This window comes from Streptomyces sp. NPDC051133 (genome assembly GCF_040682635.1).
In the GTDB taxonomy this organism is placed as follows: domain Bacteria; phylum Actinomycetota; class Actinomycetes; order Streptomycetales; family Streptomycetaceae; genus Streptomyces.
Map to the genome: position 1 here is coordinate 202,869 of NZ_JBFBBK010000002.1, position 16,170 is coordinate 219,038.

Genomic DNA, 16,170 nt, shown 5'->3' on the forward strand with positions numbered 1-16,170 from the left:
GTCGCCGAGTCGTTGGGCTGCTCAGGCCGGCACAGTCGGAGCGGCCCTTCGGCGTTTTCAGGGGGTCAGGAGCCGAGCGGGCGGTCCCGCCGGCAGCGCCGACAGGCCATCCGGATCGGCGGGTTGCGGTGCTCGCAGGTCGGGCAGACCCAGCCGAGCCGCGCGCGGATGCGGCGCATCAGGCGCCTTCGAGGAGCCGGACGAGGGCCGCGGTGATGACGCGGTGACGGCCGTCGAGCGGCAGTGTCTGGACCGGGGACTCGCCGCGCTTGATCAGGTCGTGCAGGTAGGTCTTCGAGATGCCCATCGCCGTGGCGGCCATCGGCACGCTGACGGTGGCCGGCCAGGAGCGGATTTCGTCGAGGGTTGGGGTGTTGGTCGTCGCCATCACGCTGCTCCCGCCTGGGCGTCTGCGGTGGTGTCGGGTTCGGGCGGCATCAGGTCGCTGACGTCGCAGTTGAGGGCTTTCGCGAGCCGCTGGAGGACGCGGGGCGAGGCGTTGCGAGTGCCGAGGGCGAGACACGACATGTAGGACTCGGAGATTCCGGCCTTCTCGGCGAGTTCGCCCTGGTTCAGTCCCGCCTCGATCCGCCGTCGACGCAGTCTCTGGGGGTCTTGGGTGGGGTGTGCCATAACTCAAGAGTAGATGAAAGTAGAAGCGAGTCAAGGCTGTAGTTGCGGAAAGTAGAAACTGGTTTGTGAAGGAGTTGTGTCGAGGGGTTCTCCGCTGGGCGCGGGGCCGGGACTCTGCGAGAGTTGACTGAAGTTGACGAAACTCCACAGGAGTAGGAGGAAGTAGAGATGTCGCCCGAGCACGGCACCCCCCAGCCGGCGCCCGAGGGAGAACTCATCCGCCTCGCCCGCCAGGCGCGCGGCCTCAGCCCGGAGGAAGCAGCCGACCGGACCCCAATCCGGATCAAAGGCTTCCGCTGGCGTCAGATCGAGAACGGCTACAAGGGCAAGATCGGCGAGTCCGACCCCGTCCGCGCGCCGGACAAGACCCTGGCGCACATGGCCTTCACCGTCGGCGTCGCACCGAACCGGCTTACCGAGGTGGGCCGAGAGGGCGCGGCGGCGATCCTGCGCGAGATCCAGATCCAGCGCGCCGGCGAGTCGGCGAGCCTGCCGGATCCCCTGGCCGCCCTAGGGGCGGAGCGTCAGCGCATCATCGTCGACATGCTCAAGCAACTCCCCCCAGAGGACCGGGGTCCCGCGCTACGCAGGCTGGCCGAGCGCGTGGAGTCCGGCGAACTGGAGGAGTCCGGCGATGCGGAGGCTGACGCTCCGCAAGCCCCAGGTCAGCCCTATCGTCATACCGGATAGTAAAGAATCAGCCACGATCCGTGTTTACTAGGATCCCGGGAGTCAACTTCTGTCGCATCGTGTGTACCCCGCACACGTGCGCCGACTTGTGCGGTAACCGAGACCATCCGTGCACAGGGGACGAGAATGATCTGGATCGTTCTCGCGGCTGGGCTCTGCACAGCTAACTTCACATTCGTTGCGCTGCTTTTCCGGCGGGAGAGGCAACTCTCCCGGCAGCTCAGTGACATGCGTGCCGAGCGCAACAGCGAATGGATACTGCGCGCCCTCCGGGCCGCGCCCGACGAACAAGAGGTAGCACCGGCTGCCACCGGCGACGGCTACGAACCCCTCGCCGGCCCGCAGCCAGTGCGCCGCAAACGACACCTGGGCCTGTTCCTGGGCGAAGGCGGCGCCGCCGTCATCGCGGCACTGGGCAACAGCGCCCGCAAGGCTTGGAAGAAGAACCCCCAGCTGGTCGTTGCCGGGGTCGCAGGGGCTGCGGTTGCTACAACGGCCGCAGTTGCCCTCGTCGGAACCCATACGACAGCCCACAATGGCCACGCTCCGCCGCCTTCCGCTCCGACGGCGACCGTGCCGACCGCCGGGACAACTCCCCCAGGCCCATCCCAATCACCATCGGCCGGCCCGCGGCCCAGCCACAGCTCCGCAGCCAGTCCCCCGGACGCGCTGCCGAGCTCAGCAGGCAGCACATTCAGCCATACCGTGGTCATCAGTGAACCGACCACCGGGCCGCCTGTTGGTGATGCATCATCGGGACGGAGCGCGGATCCGCGCCCGTCGGCCTCGGGCACTGCATTACCACCCGATCCGTCGCCTACGGCTGATCCATCCGCGACGCCCCCGCCACCACATGCGCCCCGCACGCCCCGGGCATGCCTCGGGCTGGCCGCGCGGCCGGTTTTCGACCTGTCCGTCTGTCTCCCGAGGAGGCAGATGAACTGACCCTGGAGCTACGAGAGAAGGAGCCCGTGGCAGAAATCAAGAAGATCGTGCTCGGTAGCGGCAAGGTCCGCTACCGCACGGTCATCGACGCCGGCCGCGACGAGACCGGCAAGCGTAAGCAGATCACCATCACCAAGGACACGAAGAAGGAGGTGCAGAACGAACTCGCCCGGATCGTGAACCAGAGGGCCCACGGCACCTTCGTGTTGCCGAACAAGATGACCCTCACCGAGCTGCTCGACAAGTGGATCGAGAAGAAGGCGCGAGACCTGGAAGAGAGCACCATCCAGGGCTACCGCAACGCCCTCTGCCACGTCCACGAGTACCTGGGGCACCTCCGCCTCCAGGAGCTGACGGAGGACGAGGTCGAGTCCATGGTGGCCTGGCTGCTCGTCGCGGCCCGCCGACGGGGCGGGAAAGTCGGCACCGGTTTGCGGCCGTCCACTGCCGAGGGCGTACTCGCGCGCCTGAAGGAGGCCCTCGGCTGGGCGGTGGTCCGCAAGTACGTGCACGCGAACGTGGCGCAATACGTGCAGGTGCCGCGGAAAGCCTGGAAAGAGGACCGCCGCACCAACCAGCGCGAGAAGCCGTGGAACGTCGTCGAGGTGAAGGACTTCCTCCTCGGCATGCGGACCGACAGGCTCTTCGCTCCCCTCATGCTCAGCCTGATGGGGCTCCGGCCAGCGGAGGTGGCCGGCCTCCGGTGGACGGACATCGACCTCGACACGGGAACGCTGGCCATCACGAACACGCGCACGATGATCGGCAACGCCCGCGTCCTGGAGAAGGACCCGAAGACAGAGGCCGGCGGGCGTGTGCTGCCGCTGCCGGAGCCGGTACGCCAGGCGCTGCTCGCCTTCAAGGCGCTGCAGGAGATCGAGCAGATGTCGATGGGCGGCTTCTACGCCGAGTCCGGCTACATGTTCGTCGACCACATCGGCGAGCCGCTCACGACGCGGCACCTGCGGGAGCACGCCTACGCGCTCATGCACCAGCTGAAGCTGCGTAAGGTGCGGCTCTACGACGCCCGTCACAGCTGCCTGACGTTCCTCGCAGTGAACGGCGTCCCGGACGTCATCCTCGCGGCCTGGGCCGGTCACGTGTCGGCGGACTTCACGAAGCGGGTGTACGTCCACCCGGCGCCCGAGGATCTGCGGGCCGCTTCGGATCACCTCACGACGCTGCTCGGCTTCGGGGAAGACGTCGCTGCCTGACAGGGCAGTTGTGAGATTTTGTGAGACCCGGGCCCGTTGCGAGGGTCAAATCTGGCCTCTGAACTGCGAGTTCTAAACGATCACTAGAACATGTCCCCATTCTAACGCGTCGTACGTCCTGTACATTCTGTACAGAACACGGGCCCACCGGAGGCCCGTGCCCTGAGGAGGGGTGTGCCCATGTCCCGACCGATCGCCCGCCACGTGCTGCCCGAGTTCACCGAGCGCGCCGGCGGCGTCACCCGCACGCTCGATCCGTACGGCAAGCTCTTCGAGGACCGGATCGTCTTCCTCGGCACCCCGCTCGACGACGCGGCGGCCAACGACGTCGCGGCCCAGTTCATGTACCTCGAACACGCGGCCCCTGAGCGGGACATCACGCTGTACATCAACTGCCCGGGCGGTTCGTTCAGCGCCCTCACGGCCGTCTACGACACGATGCGCTACGTCGGCTGCGACGTGCGGACCTACTGCCTGGGCCAGGCCGTCTCCCAGGCCGCGGTGCTGCTCGCGGCCGGCGCGCCGGGCAAGCGGTTCGCACTGCCCGGCGCCCGCATGGTGATCGAACAGCCCCAGCTGCCGGAGCCGGTCGAGGGCCAGCCCAGCGACCTGGTCATCCAGGCCGCGGAGCTGGTGCGCACCCGCACCCTGACCGAGGAGATGCTGGTACGGCACACCGGGCGCACGGCGGAGCAGGTGCACCGGGACCTGGAGCGGGACCTGGTCCTGGACGCGCCCGGCGCACTGGCCTACGGCCTGGTGGACGGCATCGTGCCCAGCCGCCGGAGCATGCCCGGCGCGCGGGACGCGGGATGAGCCGCGGATGCTGCCACCCGAACTGCCCCCGCTGCCCGCACTGACCCGCGCCGAGGGGGAACTGATCGACCGTTACCTGGAGGCCGCCGACCTGCTGGGCCGCGTCAATCCGGCCCGGCACGGGGACACCTACGCCGGCCTGCGGGCGGCCCAGGCTCTGGTGCGCAAGGCGGCAGAGCTGCGGGACGCGCTCGCGCTGATGCACCGTCGGGGCGAGACGGAGCTGCACGGGGACACGCTGGCACGGGCGTTGCGGGTGCTGGACGGGGAACGCCGGACCGCGCGCGTCGCGCTCCCGCCGGACTGCGTCGGCTGATCCGGACACCGCTCCGGCCCGAGGGGGCCGCCGCGTCGACACGAATCGTTCGGGCCGGACACGAAACGGCCCGAACGACGTACCGCCGACCGGTGTACTTCCGCGTCGTTTTCCGGGCCTTTCGAGTTGCGCTCCGCGCCGTCGCGAGATCCCCGAATCGGTGTTCCGCCCCAGGTCCGGGGCTACGTCCGGCATCTGACGGTGCCTCGAACACAGCTCTGTCCACCCGAACGGGTGAGTGGTGAGTAACGCCACAAATCCCCGGTTCCGTTGGGATTTTCGGACAGCTGTAGGTGAAGATCCCTGTCTGACGACAAGCCCCCGCCACAACGGCGGGGCGATCCGGGCGGACGCCGAGTCCTGCCGCCGCACGGATGACCGGTCGACAGGAGTGGATCGGCAGGAGTGGAGGACCCAGGCAAGACGGGTCGCCGGGACGGATGTTCGTCTGCTCGTGGCAGACGGGCGGAGGTTCCGAGCAGCCCTTGGGGTGAAGCCGCGGCAACGCGGCCGGGCAACTTCGCCAGCCCGAATCCGACAGGTCATCCTTCACAGGCGGCTGACGAAGGGTTGCGCATGACTGCGCTCAATCGTGTCCCGTCGCTCATGGCCCGGGCCGGTACGGCCTCGGCCCTCACCCTGGCCGCCGTGGGCGGCTCCATCGCGGTCCCGGGCCTCGCCACCGACGCCTCGGCCGCGACGCTCGCGACGAAAGCACTCCAGGTCGCGGCCTCCAAGAAGGGGTCGCCGTACCAGTACGGAGCCACCGGGCCGCGCCGGTTCGACTGCTCGGGGCTGACGCTCTACTCGTTCAAGAAGGCGGGCAAGACGCTGCCGCGTACCGCAGCCCAGCAGTACAACAAGACGCACCACATCTCCTCCGGCCACCGCAAGGCCGGTGACCTGGTCTTCTTCCACTCGGGTTCCAGCGTCTACCACGTCGGCATCTACGCCGGCCACAACAAGATCTGGCACGCCCCGAGGACCGGTTCCGTGGTCAGGCTCGAGAAGATCTGGACCAAGAGCGTCTGGTACGGCCGGGTCAGCTGATCCGGGGTCAGGCCAGGAGCGGCTCCAGCAGCAGGGCCGCTCCCAGCGCCGTCAGCGCCACCCCGGTGCCCGCCTGAAGCCCACGGGCGGCCCGGGGCCGGCGCAGCCATCCGCCGAGCCGGTCCACCAGCAGGGCGACCACCTGGAACCACGCCAGGGCCAGCGCGCACACGATCAGCGCGAGCAGCAGCGTCCGGGGCAGCGCGTGGCTCCCCGCGGGCACGAACTGCGGCAGCAGGCTGAGGAAGGTCAGTGAGGCCTTGGGGTTGAGGACGTTGGTGACGAAGCCCTGCCGCAGCGGGTGCGTGGCCTCGGCCGCGGCCTCCTCGGGCGTGCGGGCCGGCCGCCGCAGCTCCACCAGGGTGCGCACCCCGAGCTGCAGCACATAGGCGCCGCCCAGCAGCTGCAGCGCCCGGAACAGCGCGGGCACGGCCACCAGCACGGCCGCGACCCCGGCCACCGCCAGGGTGGTGTGCACCAGGAGTCCGCCCGCGATGCCGAGCCCGCAGACCGCGCCGGCCCGCCGGGAGACGAGCGCGTTGCGCACCACCACGGTGAAGTCGGCGCCGGGCATGGCGACGAGTCCTGCGGCGATCCCGGTGAAGGCGATGAGCTGTCCGTCCATGCGACCAGCCTGCCGCGATCGGGCCTTCAGCAGGTATTTCGAGTTCTCTGGATGAGCCTTAAGCATTGCTTTAGGCTGGGCTCATGTACGACCCCACCCGGCTGGCCGCGCTGGTGGCCGTCGCGGAGGCCGGCTCGATCACCCGGGCCGCCGACCGGCTCGGCTACACCCCGCCCGCGCTCTCCCAGCAGCTGGCCAAGCTGGAGCGGGAGGCGGGCACGGCGCTGCTGGTCCGTCATCACCGCGGGGCGCGGCTGACCGAGGCGGGCGAGGTGCTGGTGGCGCGCGCCCGGCGGGTGCTCGACGAACTGGCGCAGGCCCGGCACGAGCTGTCCCGGCTCACCGGACTCACCGGCGGCGCGCTGCGCCTCGGGACCTTTCCGACGGCGGGGGTGCATCTGCTGCCGCCGGCGCTGAGCGCGTTCCGCCGGGCGCATCCGGACGTGACGCTGTCGGTGGCGGACTACGACCCGCCGGCCGGGGTCACCGCGGTGGCGGCCGGCGAGGTGGACCTGGCGCTGACGCACACCTACCACCCCGCCGAGCCCGTCCCGGTGCCGTCCTCGGTGCGGCTGGAGCCGGTGCTGGTGGAGGAGCTGGTCCTGGTGACCGCTCCGGGGCACGCGCTGAGCACGTCGTCGTCCCGGCTGCCGACGGCGGAGCTGGCCGGGCAGCCCCTGATCAGCATGGCCCCGCGGCATCCGGCCCGGCGGGAGATCGAGGCGCTGCTGGCCGAGTCGGGCGCCACACCGGCGCTGCTGGTGCCGACCCCGGGGTACGCGGTGGTGTGCGCGCTCGTCAGCGCGGGGCTGGGGGTGGCGGTCGTACCGGAGATGGTGGCGCGGACGGCGGCCACCCCGGTCGGTGTCCGGCCGTTGGAGGCGGACCTGCGCCGGACGATCTCGGTGGCCCACCGCGCGGACGAGGCGGCCCCGGCGGCGGACGCGTTCCGGGCGCTGCTGCGGGGGGCCTTCGGCCGGGCAGGGCGCCAGGCGTACTGAGCTAGAGGGTGTCGGTCGGCTGCGGTGCCGTCGTGGCCGGGTGGGCGGGTCCCGGGTCCTGTGCCGTCGTCCAGGGCAGTTCGATGGACACCGTCTTGCCGCCCTCGCGGGTGGGGCGGACGCGGAGCCTGCCGCCGCACTCCGCGGTCAGCCAGCGGATGATGACCATCCCGCGGCCGTTGTCCTGCTGGACCGCGGCGGGCAGCCTTTTGGGAAAGCGGGGGTGACTGTCCGTCACCCCGATGCGCAGCTGTTCGTCCCGCAGCAGCGCGAGGTCGACGGTGAAGGTGGGTGACTGACCGAAGGTGTGCTGTACGGCGTTCGTGGCGAGTTCGGAGACGATGAGCCGTACAGTGTCGGCCACGTCGGTGTCGGACGGCAGGCCCCATTCGGCGAGGGTGCCGACGACGTAGGAGCGGGCGGCGGAGACCGAGGCGGGATCGCTCGGCAGAGTGACGGATGCTTCCAGATGGTCTGCCATGCGACGTCGTCCCTTTCCCACGGGACCGCGGCCCGACATGGAGCGGATGGTTCGAGTACGGTCCCGGACTGGTGCTTCTTCGTCAGACTGCCATCACCGGGCGGTCACGGGGAGCGATCCACCAAGATATGCATATATCTGTCGCTCGAAGCGGTGAACTCTACGACGGGAGACCGTATTTGGGCGGCCCGGAAGGAGTAAGGAGGAGCCCATGCAGAACGGGCCGGCGGTGCGCCGTCGCAAGCTGGGCGCCGAACTGCGCACGCTGCGCACCGGAGCGGGGCTCACGAGCGGTGAGGCGGCCCGGCTGGTCGGCTGGCACCAGTCGAAGGTGAGCCGCATCGAGACCGGCGCCAGCGGGGTGAAACCGGCCGATCTGCGATTGCTTCTGGACGCCTATCACGTGCGGGACGGGCACCTGCGCGAGTTGCTGCTGATGCTGGCGGGCTCCGAGGAGACCGGCGGCCGGCACGGCTGGTGGCACGCCTACCGCGGGGTGCTGCCGCCGACGTACCGGGACTTCATCAGCCTGGAGTCGCAGGCGAGCGCGATGCGCACCCTGGAGACCACGGTGGTGCCCGGCCTGCTGCAGACGGCCGAGTACGCCCGCGCGGTGACCCGGGCGGCCGTGAAGGACCTGGACGAGGAGCGCCTGGACGCCCTGGTGGAGGTGCGTCTGGCCCGGCAGGACGTGCTGCGCGTCAGCCCGCCGCTGCGGCTGAGCGCGGTGCTGGACGAGGCGGTGCTGCGGCGGGAGGTCGGCGGCCCGGAGGTGATGGCCCGTCAGCTGGAGAGGCTGCTGGAGGCGGCCCGGCTGCCCCAGGTGCGGCTGCAGGTCCTCCCGTTCGGCGCGGGAGCGCATGTCGGCCTCACCGGGCCTTTCGTTATCTTCTCATTTCCGAGCACTTCTGATCTGGACGTGGTTGTTCTCGACCAGTTGACGAGTAGCCTCTATCTGGAACGGAAAGAAGACCTCATGGCCTACTCGGAGGCCTTCGACACCCTTCAGTTCCACGCCCTTTCCCCCGAGGACTCGTTGGACTACATCGCCGGGATAGGTGACGGCGCGTAAGGAGGCACCATGTCAGCACTGCCTCGGAACGTCCCTGCCAGTACCGACCTGCACGACGTGCGCTGGCTGCGCAGCAGCTACAGCACGGGAGCCAACAACTGCGTGGAGACGGCCCGGCCGCGCTCCGGCCCCTGGGCCGGACTGCTCGCCGTGCGCGACTCGAAGAACCCGGCCGGACCCGCGCTGCTCTTCTCCGCCCGGAGCTGGGCGGGGTTCGTGACCACCGTCCAGTAGCCGTTCACGCGCGAGGCCCGGCCGTGTCACGCCGACTCATGGTCGCGTTTCGCCGATCACCCGTACAGCGCGTTCGATCTCGGCCCCGGTGAGGTCCGCCCGGGCGGTCAGCCGCAGCCGCGAGATGCCGTCGGGCACGGAAGGAGGACGGAAGCAGCCCACGGCCAGGCCTGCCGTACGGCAGTCCGCCGCCCAGCGCACCGCCTGCTCCGGGGACGGAGCCCGCACGGAGACCACCGCGGCGTCCGGACGCACCGCCTCCAGACCCGCGGCGGTCAGCCGTGCGTGCAGTTCCGCGGCCACCTCGCGGGCCCGTGCCGCGCGCTGCGGCTCCCGCGTCAGCAGCCGCAGCGCCGCCAGCGCGGCACCGGCCGCCGCCGGGGCCAGGCCCGTGTCGAAGATGAACGTCCGGGCCGCGTTCACCAGATGGTCGACGACCCGCGCCGGCCCCAGCACCACCCCGCCCTGGCTGCCCAGCGACTTGGAGAGGGTGGCCGTGACGACCACGTCCGCCGCGCCCGCGAGTCCGGCCGCCTGCACAGCGCCCCGGCCGCCGTCGCCGAGCACGCCGAGACCGTGGGCGTCGTCCACGACCAGCCCCGCCCCGTGCTCCCGGCACACCTCGGCCAGCGCGGCGAGCGGCGCCCGGTCCCCGTCGACCGAGAACACCGTGTCGGAGACGACGATCGCCTCCCCGTCGTGCGTGGCGAGGGCCTTGCGCACGGCCTGCGGGTCGGCGTGCCCGACGACCTGCCGCTCGGCCCGGGCGAGCCGGCAGCCGTCGATCAGCGAGGCGTGGTTGCCCGCGTCGGAGACGATCAGCGAGCCGTGCGGGGCGAGCGCGGTGACCGCGGCCAGGTTGGCGGCGTACCCGGAGGAGAAGACCAGGGCCGCCTCGAAGCCGCAGAAGGCGGCCAGCTCGCGCTCCAGCTCGGTGTGCAGCTCGGTGGTGCCGGTGACCAGCCGGGAGCCCGTGGAGCCGCCGCCCCAGGTCCGGGCGGCCCGGGCCGCGCCCTCGGTGACCTCGGGGTGATGGGCCAGCCCGAGGTAGTCGTTGCTCGCCAGGTCCAGCAGGGAGGAGGCGGCGGGGCGCGGGCGCAGGGTCCGCACGAGTCCGGCGCGGCGGCGCGCCTCGGCCTGCTCGTCGATCCAGCCGAACGCCATGTGTCCTCCGGGGCTTTTGTAGGTAGCGGACAGACACTAGCGGGACGACCGGCCACGCGAGGTGTGGCAATACCCACACGGTGAACCGTCTCCGTTGTGCAAACTCTCCTTGGCCCGGGGCGGTCCCGTAGGACAGGATCAGGCTTCATGGACCTGCTGAACACGCTGGTGGACAAGGGGCTTCGGCGCGAGCTGCCGACCCGCGAGGAAGCGCTCGCCGTACTGGCCACCTCCGACGACGACCTGCTCGATGTGGTGGCCGCGGCCGGGAAGGTGCGCCGTCACTGGTTCGGGCGACGGGTGAAACTCAACTATCTGGTGAACCTCAAGTCGGGCCTGTGCCCGGAGGACTGCTCCTACTGCTCCCAGCGGCTCGGCTCCAAGGCCGACATCCTGAAGTACACCTGGCTCAAGCCGGACGAGGCCTCCCAGGCGGCCGCCGCGGGCCTGGCGGGCGGCGCCAAGCGGGTCTGTCTGGTGGCCAGCGGGCGCGGCCCGACGGACCGGGACGTGGACCGGGTCTCGGACACCATCAAGGCCATCAAGGAGCAGAACGAGGGCGTCGAGGTGTGCGCCTGTCTGGGCCTGCTCTCCGACGGCCAGGCCGAGCGGCTGCGCGAGGCGGGCGCGGACGCCTACAACCACAACCTGAACACGTCCGAGGGGACGTACGGGGACATCACCACCACCCACACGTACGCCGACCGGGTGGACACGGTGAACAAGGCGCACGCGGCCGGTCTGTCGGCCTGCTCCGGGCTGATCGCGGGCATGGGCGAGAGCGACGAGGACCTGGTGGACGTGGTCTTCTCGCTGCGCGAGCTGGACCCGGACTCCGTTCCGGTGAACTTCCTGATCCCGTTCGAGGGCACCCCGCTGGCCAAGGAGTGGAACCTCACCCCGCAGCGCTGTCTGCGGATCCTCGCGATGACCCGGTTCGTCTGCCCGGACGTGGAGGTGCGCATCGCGGGCGGCCGCGAGGTCCATCTGCGCACGATGCAGCCGCTCGCGCTGCACCTGGCCAACTCCATCTTCCTCGGCGACTACCTGACCAGTGAGGGCCAGGCCGGCAAGGCCGACCTGGAGATGATCGCGGACGCCGGTTTCGAGGTGGAGGGCACCGGCGAGGTGACGCTGCCCGAGCACCGGGTCGAGGCCGCGGGCGGCTGCGGATCCGTCTGCGGCTCGCACGAGGACGCGGGCTGCGGGTCGCACGCCGAGGCGGGTTGCGGGTCGCACGCCGAGGCGGGTTGCGGGTCGCACGAGGGCGGCGGTGTCTGCGGCACGGCGGCCGCGGCGGCGACGCAGGAGCCGCGCACCGACCTCGTCGCGGTCCGCCGCCGCGGTGCCGGAACGGACCTCGCGCCCAATGCCTGACCGGTCGCCCCTGAGCGTGCCCGAGCTGCTGGACCTGGACCGGCGGCACGTGTGGCATCCGTACGGCCCGATGCCCGGACGCGTGGACCCGCTCGTCGTGGAGTCGGCGAGCGGGGTCCGGCTGCGGCTCGCGGACGGTTCGGGCGAGCTGGTCGACGGCATGTCGTCGTGGTGGTCGGCCATCCACGGCTACCGCCACCCGGTCCTCGACGAGGCGGTGCGCGAGCAGCTGAGCCGGATGAGCCATGTCATGTTCGGCGGGCTCACGCACGAGCCCGCCGTACGGCTCGCGAAGCTCCTTGTCGACATGTCACCCGACGGCCTGGAGCACGTCTTCCTGGCCGACTCCGGCTCGGTGTCGGTCGAGGTGGCGGTGAAGATGTGCCTGCAGTACTGGCGCTCGCTCGGGCGGTCCGGCAAGCAGCGGATGCTGACGTGGCGGGGCGGCTACCACGGCGACACGTGGAACCCGATGTCGGTGTGCGACCCCGAGGGCGGGATGCACGAGCTGTGGTCCGGCGTGCTGCCGCGCCAGGTGTTCGCGGACGCCCCGCCCACGGAGTACGAGGAGTCGTACGCGGACCATCTGCGCGAGCTGATCGCGCGGCACGCGGACGAGCTGGCCGCGGTGATCGTGGAGCCGGTGGTGCAGGGCGCGGGCGGGATGCGCTTCCACTCCCCCGCCTATCTGCGGGTGCTGCGCGAGGCGTGCGACGCGCACGACGTGCTGCTGGTGTTCGACGAGATCGCCACCGGTTTCGGCCGCACGGGCGCGCTGTTCGCGGCGGACCACGCGGCCGTCACCCCCGACGTGATGTGCGTGGGCAAGGCGCTGACCGGTGGTTACCTGACGCTGGCGGCGACGCTGTGCACCGCGCGGGTGGCCGACGGCATCTCGCGCGGCGAGGTGCCGGTGCTCGCGCACGGCCCCACCTTCATGGGCAACCCGCTCGCGGCGGCCGTGGCCTGTGCCTCGCTCGGGCTGCTGCTCGGGCAGGACTGGCGGGCGGAGGTCAAGCGCGTCGAGGCGGGCCTGCGCGAGGGGCTGTCCGCGGCCGGCGGGCTGCCCGGGGTGAAGGACGTCCGGGTCCTCGGAGCCATCGGCGTGGTGCAGCTCGACCACGCGGTCGACATGCGGGCCGCCACGGACGCCGCCGTGCGGGAGGGCGTGTGGCTGCGCCCGTTCCGCGATCTGATCTACACGATGCCGCCGTACGTCACCTCCGACGAGGACGTGGCCCGGATCACGCGCGCGGTGTGCGCCGCGGCGCGGGAGGGATGACATGCCGGTACTGGTGATCACGGGGACGGGCACGGAGGTCGGCAAGACCGTCACCACCGCCGCCGTCGCCGCCGCGGCGCTCGCGGCCGGGCGTTCGGTGGCCGTGCTGAAGGCCGCGCAGACCGGGGTCCGGCCGGACGAACCCGGGGACGCCGACGAGGTCGTGCGGCTCGCGGGTCCGGTGACGGCCGGTGAACTGGCCCGCTATCCCGAGCCGTTGGCGCCGGGTACGGCGGCCCGGCGGGCCCGGATGGCTCCGGTGCACCCGCAGGAGGTGGCCGACCGGGCCGCCAAGCTGGCCACCGAGCACGATCTGGTGCTGGTCGAGGGCGCGGGCGGGCTGCTGGTGCGGTTCGACGCGGCGGGCGGCACGCTGGCGGACGCCGCCGTGCTGCTGGGCGCGCCGGTGCTGGTCGTCGCGCAGGCCGGACTGGGCACGCTCAACACCACCGAGCTGACGGCGCTCGAACTGCGGCGGCGCGGGCTGGAGCCGGCCGGCGTGGTGATCGGCAGCTGGCCCGGCTCTCCGGATCTGGCCGCCCGCTGCAACGTGGCCGACCTGCCGGAGGTCGCCGACGCCCCGCTGCTCGGCGCGGTGCCCGCCGGGGCGGGGAACCTGGCGCCGGCCGACTTCCGCGCGGCGGCACCGAGTTGGCTCGCCCCGCGGCTGGACGGCACCTGGAACGCGGAGGCGTTCCAGGTGCGGGAGGCGCCCTGAGGGGCTGCCGCGACCGGACGGGGGCGGGGCGGCGCCCCCGGGGGCGCGCGCCCCTCGCGCGCGACTCGCCCGGTACGGGTGCGCCGCCTTCCTGCGGGGGACAATTCCCCTGAGGCCGTCCCCTGTTCCGGGAGGTTGCCATGCGGCTGCTGTCCACCGGCTCCGGCAAGGTGGCGCGGAGTCCCGTCCACCATCCGCTGTTCGCCCGCTGCTACGCCCGGCTCAGCGCCGGCGCCGAGACCCGGCTGGGCATGGCCGCGGTGCGGCAGCGGCTGCTCGCCGGCCTGTCCGGGCGGGTGATCGAGATCGGCGCGGGCAACGGACTGAACTTCGCGCACTATCCGGGGGCCGTCGCGGAGGTCGTGGCGATCGAACCGGAGGCGCTGCACAGGCAGTTGGCGCTGCGGTCCGCGCTGCGCGCCCAGGTGCCGGTCGACGTGGTGCCGGGCGCCGCGGAGGCGCTGCCGGTCAAGAGCGAGGCCTTCGACGCGGCCGTGCTGTCGCTGGTGCTGTGCAGCGTCCGTGACCTCACGCGGGCGCTGGGCGAGGTACGGCGGGTGCTGCGGCCGGGTGGCGAGGTGCGGTTCTTCGAGCACGGGCGGGGCGGCGGGCGGGTGATGACGCTGACCCAGCAGGCGCTGGACCGCACCGTGTGGCCGGCCCTGTTCGGCGGCTGCCATGTGTCCCGGGACCCGGTGGCCGCGCTGCGCGAGGCCGGGTTCCGGCTGGGCCCGTACCGGCGGCTGCTGCTGCCGGAGAGCGGTCCGGCGCTGCCGACCTCGTACTGCGTGCTGGGCACGGCCCGGCGGCCGGACGAACCGGACGCGCGCTGACCGGACGCACGTTGACCGGACGTACGCGGATCGGACGCACGTTGACCGGACGTACGCGGATCGGACGTAGGCGGATCGGACGTACGCGGATCGGACGCGCGCCGGTCAGAGGCTCCAGCGGCGCAGTTCGCGCGCGATGTCGTCGACGCTCGCCTCGCCGTCCTTGACCAGCCGGGCGAGGTCCCGCACCTGCTCGGGTGTGGTGACGACCTTCACGCCGCTGGCGACGAGGTAGGCGTAGGCGACCGCCGAGGCGAACAGCGCGTTGGCGCGCTCCAGCGCCGGCAGGTGGATGAGCAGTTGGAGCATCGATGCGGCGCGCGCGTAGGGGGTGTCGTACACGGGCACGCCGAATATCTCGGCGCGGTGCCGGGCGACGGCGGCGACCAGTGCGCCCCAGTCGATGACCTGCGGGTCCCCGGGCGTCTTCTGTTCGGCGAGCATGAGGAGCCAGGCGAGGTCGATGCTGAGCTCGTTCAAGGGATCAGCGGCCGTCCTCGGTGCCGGTGCCGGCACCCGTGCCGCGGGTCTCGGTGAACTCCTCGGCGAACACCGACTCGTACTGCTTCATGAAGTCGGCCGCCGCATCGACGAACGTACGGCCGGCCTCCCCAGTGTCCTGTCTGACCAGTTCCTCGATGTAGCGGTTGACGCTGATGCCGCGGGCCAGGGCGCGTTCGCGGGCCGCGCGGGCGGTGCCCTCGTCCACGCGCACGTTCAGCTGGGTCTTCGCCATGCTTCGACGCTAGCGCCGAGGCGCTAGCAAGGCAAGGGCGCACCGAAGCGGTGCGCCGGGTCGTGCCGTCCCTTACGCTCGCCCCGGACGAACGGTTCGAGCGACCGGGAGGCGGCCTTGTCCACACCAGCTGCGCAGGACACGCCGGGCCGCGCGCCGGACAGCGGGATCGCGGCCCGCGCCCGCGGGCTGACCAAGGCCTACGGCTCCGGTGAGACGGCCGTCATCGCCCTCGACTCGGTGGACGTGGACATCGCGTCCGGCCGCTTCACCGCCGTGATGGGCCCCTCGGGCTCCGGGAAGTCCACGCTCATGCACTGCCTGGCGGGGCTCGACACCGTGTCGGCGGGTCAGGTGTGGCTGGGCGACACCGAGATCACCGGACTGAAGGACCGGGAGCTGACCCGGCTCCGGCGGGACCGGGTCGGGTTCATGTTCCAGTCGTTCAACCTGATCCCGACGCTGACGGCCGCCGAGAACATCACGCTGCCGATGGACATCGCGGGCCGCAAGCCCGACCCGCAGTGGCTGGACGAGGTCATCGACCGGCTCGGGCTGCGCGGGCGTCTGACGCACCGGCCGGCCCAGCTGTCCGGCGGCCAGCAGCAGCGGGTGGCGTGCGCGCGGGCGCTGGCGTCCCGGCCGGAGCTGATCTTCGCCGACGAGCCGACCGGCAACCTGGATTCGCGCGCCGGTCTGGAGGTCCTGGGCTTCCTGCGCGGCGCGGTGGACGACCTCGGGCAGACCGTCGTCATGGTCACGCACGACCCGGGCGCCGCCGCCCACTCCGACCTCGTGCTCTTCCTCGCCGACGGGCGGATCGTGGACGAGAGGGCACAGCCGACGGCGGAGGCGGTGCTGGAACGCATGCGCCTCTTCACCGGCACGGCCCCCCGGACCCCCGGACCGGGCCGGCCCGGCGACGACGACGCCACCCGACCCGGCCGGGCCGACGACGACACCACCGTCCGGGAGGGCTGAGC

The 16,170-nt window shown here is 71.7% G+C and carries 20 protein-coding genes and 1 riboswitch; of the genes, 13 read left to right on the plus strand and 7 right to left on the minus strand.

Translation table 11 applies throughout. The annotated features are described in order from the left end of the window. Window positions 1-178: 178 nt before the first annotated feature. Window positions 179-388 (minus strand): DNA-binding protein, encoded by a 210-nt coding sequence (locus tag AB0N17_RS03400; protein ID WP_366009389.1) that lies wholly within the window; start codon window positions 386-388, stop codon window positions 179-181. Beyond that, entirely contained in the window at window positions 388-633 is a 246-nt protein-coding gene (locus AB0N17_RS03405) for a helix-turn-helix transcriptional regulator (protein ID WP_366009390.1), read from the minus strand. Before AB0N17_RS03405 ends, AB0N17_RS03400 begins: the two co-directional genes overlap by 1 nt. Window positions 634-801: 168 nt before the next feature. Between AB0N17_RS03405 and AB0N17_RS03410 the strand changes: the two genes are divergently transcribed. From AB0N17_RS03410 to AB0N17_RS03430, 5 genes are all read left to right on the plus strand, one after another. Beyond that, complete coding sequence (locus AB0N17_RS03410) at window positions 802-1,323, plus strand: hypothetical protein (protein WP_366009391.1); 522 nt, start codon at window positions 802-804, stop codon at window positions 1,321-1,323. Window positions 1,324-2,294: 971 nt separating this feature from the next. Continuing rightward, the gene (locus AB0N17_RS03415; RefSeq protein WP_366009392.1) at window positions 2,295-3,482 is read left to right on the plus strand and encodes a tyrosine-type recombinase/integrase; all 1,188 of its coding nucleotides are present in this window, start codon (window positions 2,295-2,297) and stop codon (window positions 3,480-3,482) included. Window positions 3,483-3,662: 180 nt separating this feature from the next. After that, window positions 3,663-4,298 (plus strand): ATP-dependent Clp protease proteolytic subunit, encoded by a 636-nt coding sequence (locus AB0N17_RS03420; RefSeq protein WP_366009393.1) that lies wholly within the window; start codon window positions 3,663-3,665, stop codon window positions 4,296-4,298. A gap of 7 nt (window positions 4,299-4,305) precedes the next feature. Continuing rightward, entirely contained in the window at window positions 4,306-4,614 is a 309-nt protein-coding gene (locus AB0N17_RS03425) for a hypothetical protein (protein WP_366009394.1), read from the plus strand. 435 nt (window positions 4,615-5,049) lie between these two features. Next, window positions 5,050-5,188: riboswitch (cyclic di-AMP (ydaO/yuaA leader) on the plus strand. Between the two features lie 2 nt (window positions 5,189-5,190). Further along, window positions 5,191-5,664: a C40 family peptidase gene (locus AB0N17_RS03430; protein WP_366009395.1), complete on the plus strand. Its 474-nt coding sequence runs from the start codon at window positions 5,191-5,193 to the stop codon at window positions 5,662-5,664. 7 nt (window positions 5,665-5,671) lie between these two features. On the opposite strand, the gene AB0N17_RS03435 is transcribed toward AB0N17_RS03430, so the two are convergent. Further along, window positions 5,672-6,289 carry a LysE family translocator gene (locus AB0N17_RS03435; RefSeq protein ID WP_366009396.1) on the minus strand — a complete coding sequence of 206 codons (618 nt, stop codon included), beginning with the start codon at window positions 6,287-6,289 and terminating at the stop codon, window positions 5,672-5,674. An 83-nt stretch (window positions 6,290-6,372) separates the two neighbouring features. Between AB0N17_RS03435 and AB0N17_RS03440 the strand changes: the two genes are divergently transcribed. Then, window positions 6,373-7,290 (plus strand): LysR family transcriptional regulator, encoded by a 918-nt coding sequence (locus AB0N17_RS03440; protein ID WP_366009397.1) that lies wholly within the window; start codon window positions 6,373-6,375, stop codon window positions 7,288-7,290. A gap of 1 nt (window position 7,291) precedes the next feature. On the opposite strand, the gene AB0N17_RS03445 is transcribed toward AB0N17_RS03440, so the two are convergent. After that, window positions 7,292-7,771 carry an ATP-binding protein gene (locus tag AB0N17_RS03445; RefSeq protein ID WP_366009398.1) on the minus strand — a complete coding sequence of 160 codons (480 nt, stop codon included), beginning with the start codon at window positions 7,769-7,771 and terminating at the stop codon, window positions 7,292-7,294. A gap of 211 nt (window positions 7,772-7,982) precedes the next feature. On the opposite strand from AB0N17_RS03445, the gene AB0N17_RS03450 reads away from it, so the two are divergent. Continuing rightward, window positions 7,983-8,843 (plus strand): helix-turn-helix transcriptional regulator, encoded by an 861-nt coding sequence (locus AB0N17_RS03450; RefSeq protein WP_366009399.1) that lies wholly within the window; start codon window positions 7,983-7,985, stop codon window positions 8,841-8,843. Between the two features lie 9 nt (window positions 8,844-8,852). After that, window positions 8,853-9,077: a DUF397 domain-containing protein gene (locus AB0N17_RS03455; RefSeq protein ID WP_366009400.1), complete on the plus strand. Its 225-nt coding sequence runs from the start codon at window positions 8,853-8,855 to the stop codon at window positions 9,075-9,077. 36 nt (window positions 9,078-9,113) lie between these two features. On the opposite strand, the gene AB0N17_RS03460 is transcribed toward AB0N17_RS03455, so the two are convergent. Next, on the minus strand, window positions 9,114-10,241 hold the full coding sequence (locus AB0N17_RS03460; protein WP_366009401.1) for an 8-amino-7-oxononanoate synthase: 1,128 nt from the start codon (window positions 10,239-10,241) through the stop codon (window positions 9,114-9,116). Between the two features lie 147 nt (window positions 10,242-10,388). On the opposite strand from AB0N17_RS03460, the gene bioB reads away from it, so the two are divergent. From bioB to AB0N17_RS03480, 4 genes are all read left to right on the plus strand, one after another. After that, a complete protein-coding gene (gene bioB, locus AB0N17_RS03465) occupies window positions 10,389-11,618 on the plus strand; it encodes a biotin synthase BioB (protein WP_366009402.1) in 1,230 nt (409 codons plus the stop codon). Continuing rightward, on the plus strand, window positions 11,611-12,900 hold the full coding sequence (locus AB0N17_RS03470; protein ID WP_366009403.1) for an adenosylmethionine--8-amino-7-oxononanoate transaminase: 1,290 nt from the start codon (window positions 11,611-11,613) through the stop codon (window positions 12,898-12,900). The genes bioB and AB0N17_RS03470 overlap by 8 nt, the downstream gene beginning before the upstream one ends. A 1-nt stretch (window position 12,901) precedes the next feature. Continuing rightward, the gene (gene bioD, locus AB0N17_RS03475; protein ID WP_366009404.1) at window positions 12,902-13,618 is read left to right on the plus strand and encodes a dethiobiotin synthase; all 717 of its coding nucleotides are present in this window, start codon (window positions 12,902-12,904) and stop codon (window positions 13,616-13,618) included. Between the two features lie 140 nt (window positions 13,619-13,758). After that, complete coding sequence (locus tag AB0N17_RS03480) at window positions 13,759-14,451, plus strand: class I SAM-dependent methyltransferase (RefSeq protein WP_366009405.1); 693 nt, start codon at window positions 13,759-13,761, stop codon at window positions 14,449-14,451. 105 nt (window positions 14,452-14,556) lie between these two features. Here AB0N17_RS03480 and AB0N17_RS03485 read toward each other — a convergent pair whose 3' ends face one another. Together AB0N17_RS03485 and AB0N17_RS03490 are read right to left on the minus strand one after the other, a co-directional pair. Further along, window positions 14,557-14,931, minus strand: coding sequence for a fic family toxin-antitoxin system, toxin component (locus tag AB0N17_RS03485; RefSeq protein ID WP_366009406.1), 375 nt, complete (start codon window positions 14,929-14,931; stop codon window positions 14,557-14,559). Window positions 14,932-14,935: 4 nt separating this feature from the next. Then, complete coding sequence (locus AB0N17_RS03490) at window positions 14,936-15,187, minus strand: toxin-antitoxin system HicB family antitoxin (RefSeq protein ID WP_366009407.1); 252 nt, start codon at window positions 15,185-15,187, stop codon at window positions 14,936-14,938. 117 nt (window positions 15,188-15,304) lie between these two features. On the opposite strand from AB0N17_RS03490, the gene AB0N17_RS03495 reads away from it, so the two are divergent. After that, window positions 15,305-16,168: an ABC transporter ATP-binding protein gene (locus tag AB0N17_RS03495; RefSeq protein WP_366009408.1), complete on the plus strand. Its 864-nt coding sequence runs from the start codon at window positions 15,305-15,307 to the stop codon at window positions 16,166-16,168. Window positions 16,169-16,170: the final 2 nt, after the last annotated feature.

What these genes read in the sequence shown, in the direction of transcription:
- AB0N17_RS03405 (WP_366009390.1), bottom strand. Translation starts at nt 633, where the DNA reads ATGGCACACCCCACCCAAGACCCCCAGAGACTGCGTCGACGGCGGATC.
- AB0N17_RS03480 (WP_366009405.1), top strand. Translation starts at nt 13,759, where the DNA reads ATGCGGCTGCTGTCCACCGGCTCCGGCAAGGTGGCGCGGAGTCCCGTC.
- AB0N17_RS03455 (WP_366009400.1), top strand. Translation starts at nt 8,853, where the DNA reads ATGTCAGCACTGCCTCGGAACGTCCCTGCCAGTACCGACCTGCACGAC.
- AB0N17_RS03400 (WP_366009389.1), bottom strand. Translation starts at nt 388, where the DNA reads ATGGCGACGACCAACACCCCAACCCTCGACGAAATCCGCTCCTGGCCG.
- bioB (WP_366009402.1), top strand. Translation starts at nt 10,389, where the DNA reads ATGGACCTGCTGAACACGCTGGTGGACAAGGGGCTTCGGCGCGAGCTG.
- AB0N17_RS03435 (WP_366009396.1), bottom strand. Translation starts at nt 6,289, where the DNA reads ATGGACGGACAGCTCATCGCCTTCACCGGGATCGCCGCAGGACTCGTC.
- AB0N17_RS03470 (WP_366009403.1), top strand. Translation starts at nt 11,611, where the DNA reads ATGCCTGACCGGTCGCCCCTGAGCGTGCCCGAGCTGCTGGACCTGGAC.
- AB0N17_RS03410 (WP_366009391.1), top strand. Translation starts at nt 802, where the DNA reads ATGTCGCCCGAGCACGGCACCCCCCAGCCGGCGCCCGAGGGAGAACTC.
- AB0N17_RS03420 (WP_366009393.1), top strand. Translation starts at nt 3,663, where the DNA reads ATGTCCCGACCGATCGCCCGCCACGTGCTGCCCGAGTTCACCGAGCGC.
- AB0N17_RS03460 (WP_366009401.1), bottom strand. Translation starts at nt 10,241, where the DNA reads ATGGCGTTCGGCTGGATCGACGAGCAGGCCGAGGCGCGCCGCCGCGCC.
- bioD (WP_366009404.1), top strand. Translation starts at nt 12,902, where the DNA reads ATGCCGGTACTGGTGATCACGGGGACGGGCACGGAGGTCGGCAAGACC.
- AB0N17_RS03440 (WP_366009397.1), top strand. Translation starts at nt 6,373, where the DNA reads ATGTACGACCCCACCCGGCTGGCCGCGCTGGTGGCCGTCGCGGAGGCC.
- AB0N17_RS03490 (WP_366009407.1), bottom strand. Translation starts at nt 15,187, where the DNA reads ATGGCGAAGACCCAGCTGAACGTGCGCGTGGACGAGGGCACCGCCCGC.
- AB0N17_RS03430 (WP_366009395.1), top strand. Translation starts at nt 5,191, where the DNA reads ATGACTGCGCTCAATCGTGTCCCGTCGCTCATGGCCCGGGCCGGTACG.
- AB0N17_RS03450 (WP_366009399.1), top strand. Translation starts at nt 7,983, where the DNA reads ATGCAGAACGGGCCGGCGGTGCGCCGTCGCAAGCTGGGCGCCGAACTG.
- AB0N17_RS03445 (WP_366009398.1), bottom strand. Translation starts at nt 7,771, where the DNA reads ATGGCAGACCATCTGGAAGCATCCGTCACTCTGCCGAGCGATCCCGCC.
- AB0N17_RS03425 (WP_366009394.1), top strand. Translation starts at nt 4,306, where the DNA reads ATGCTGCCACCCGAACTGCCCCCGCTGCCCGCACTGACCCGCGCCGAG.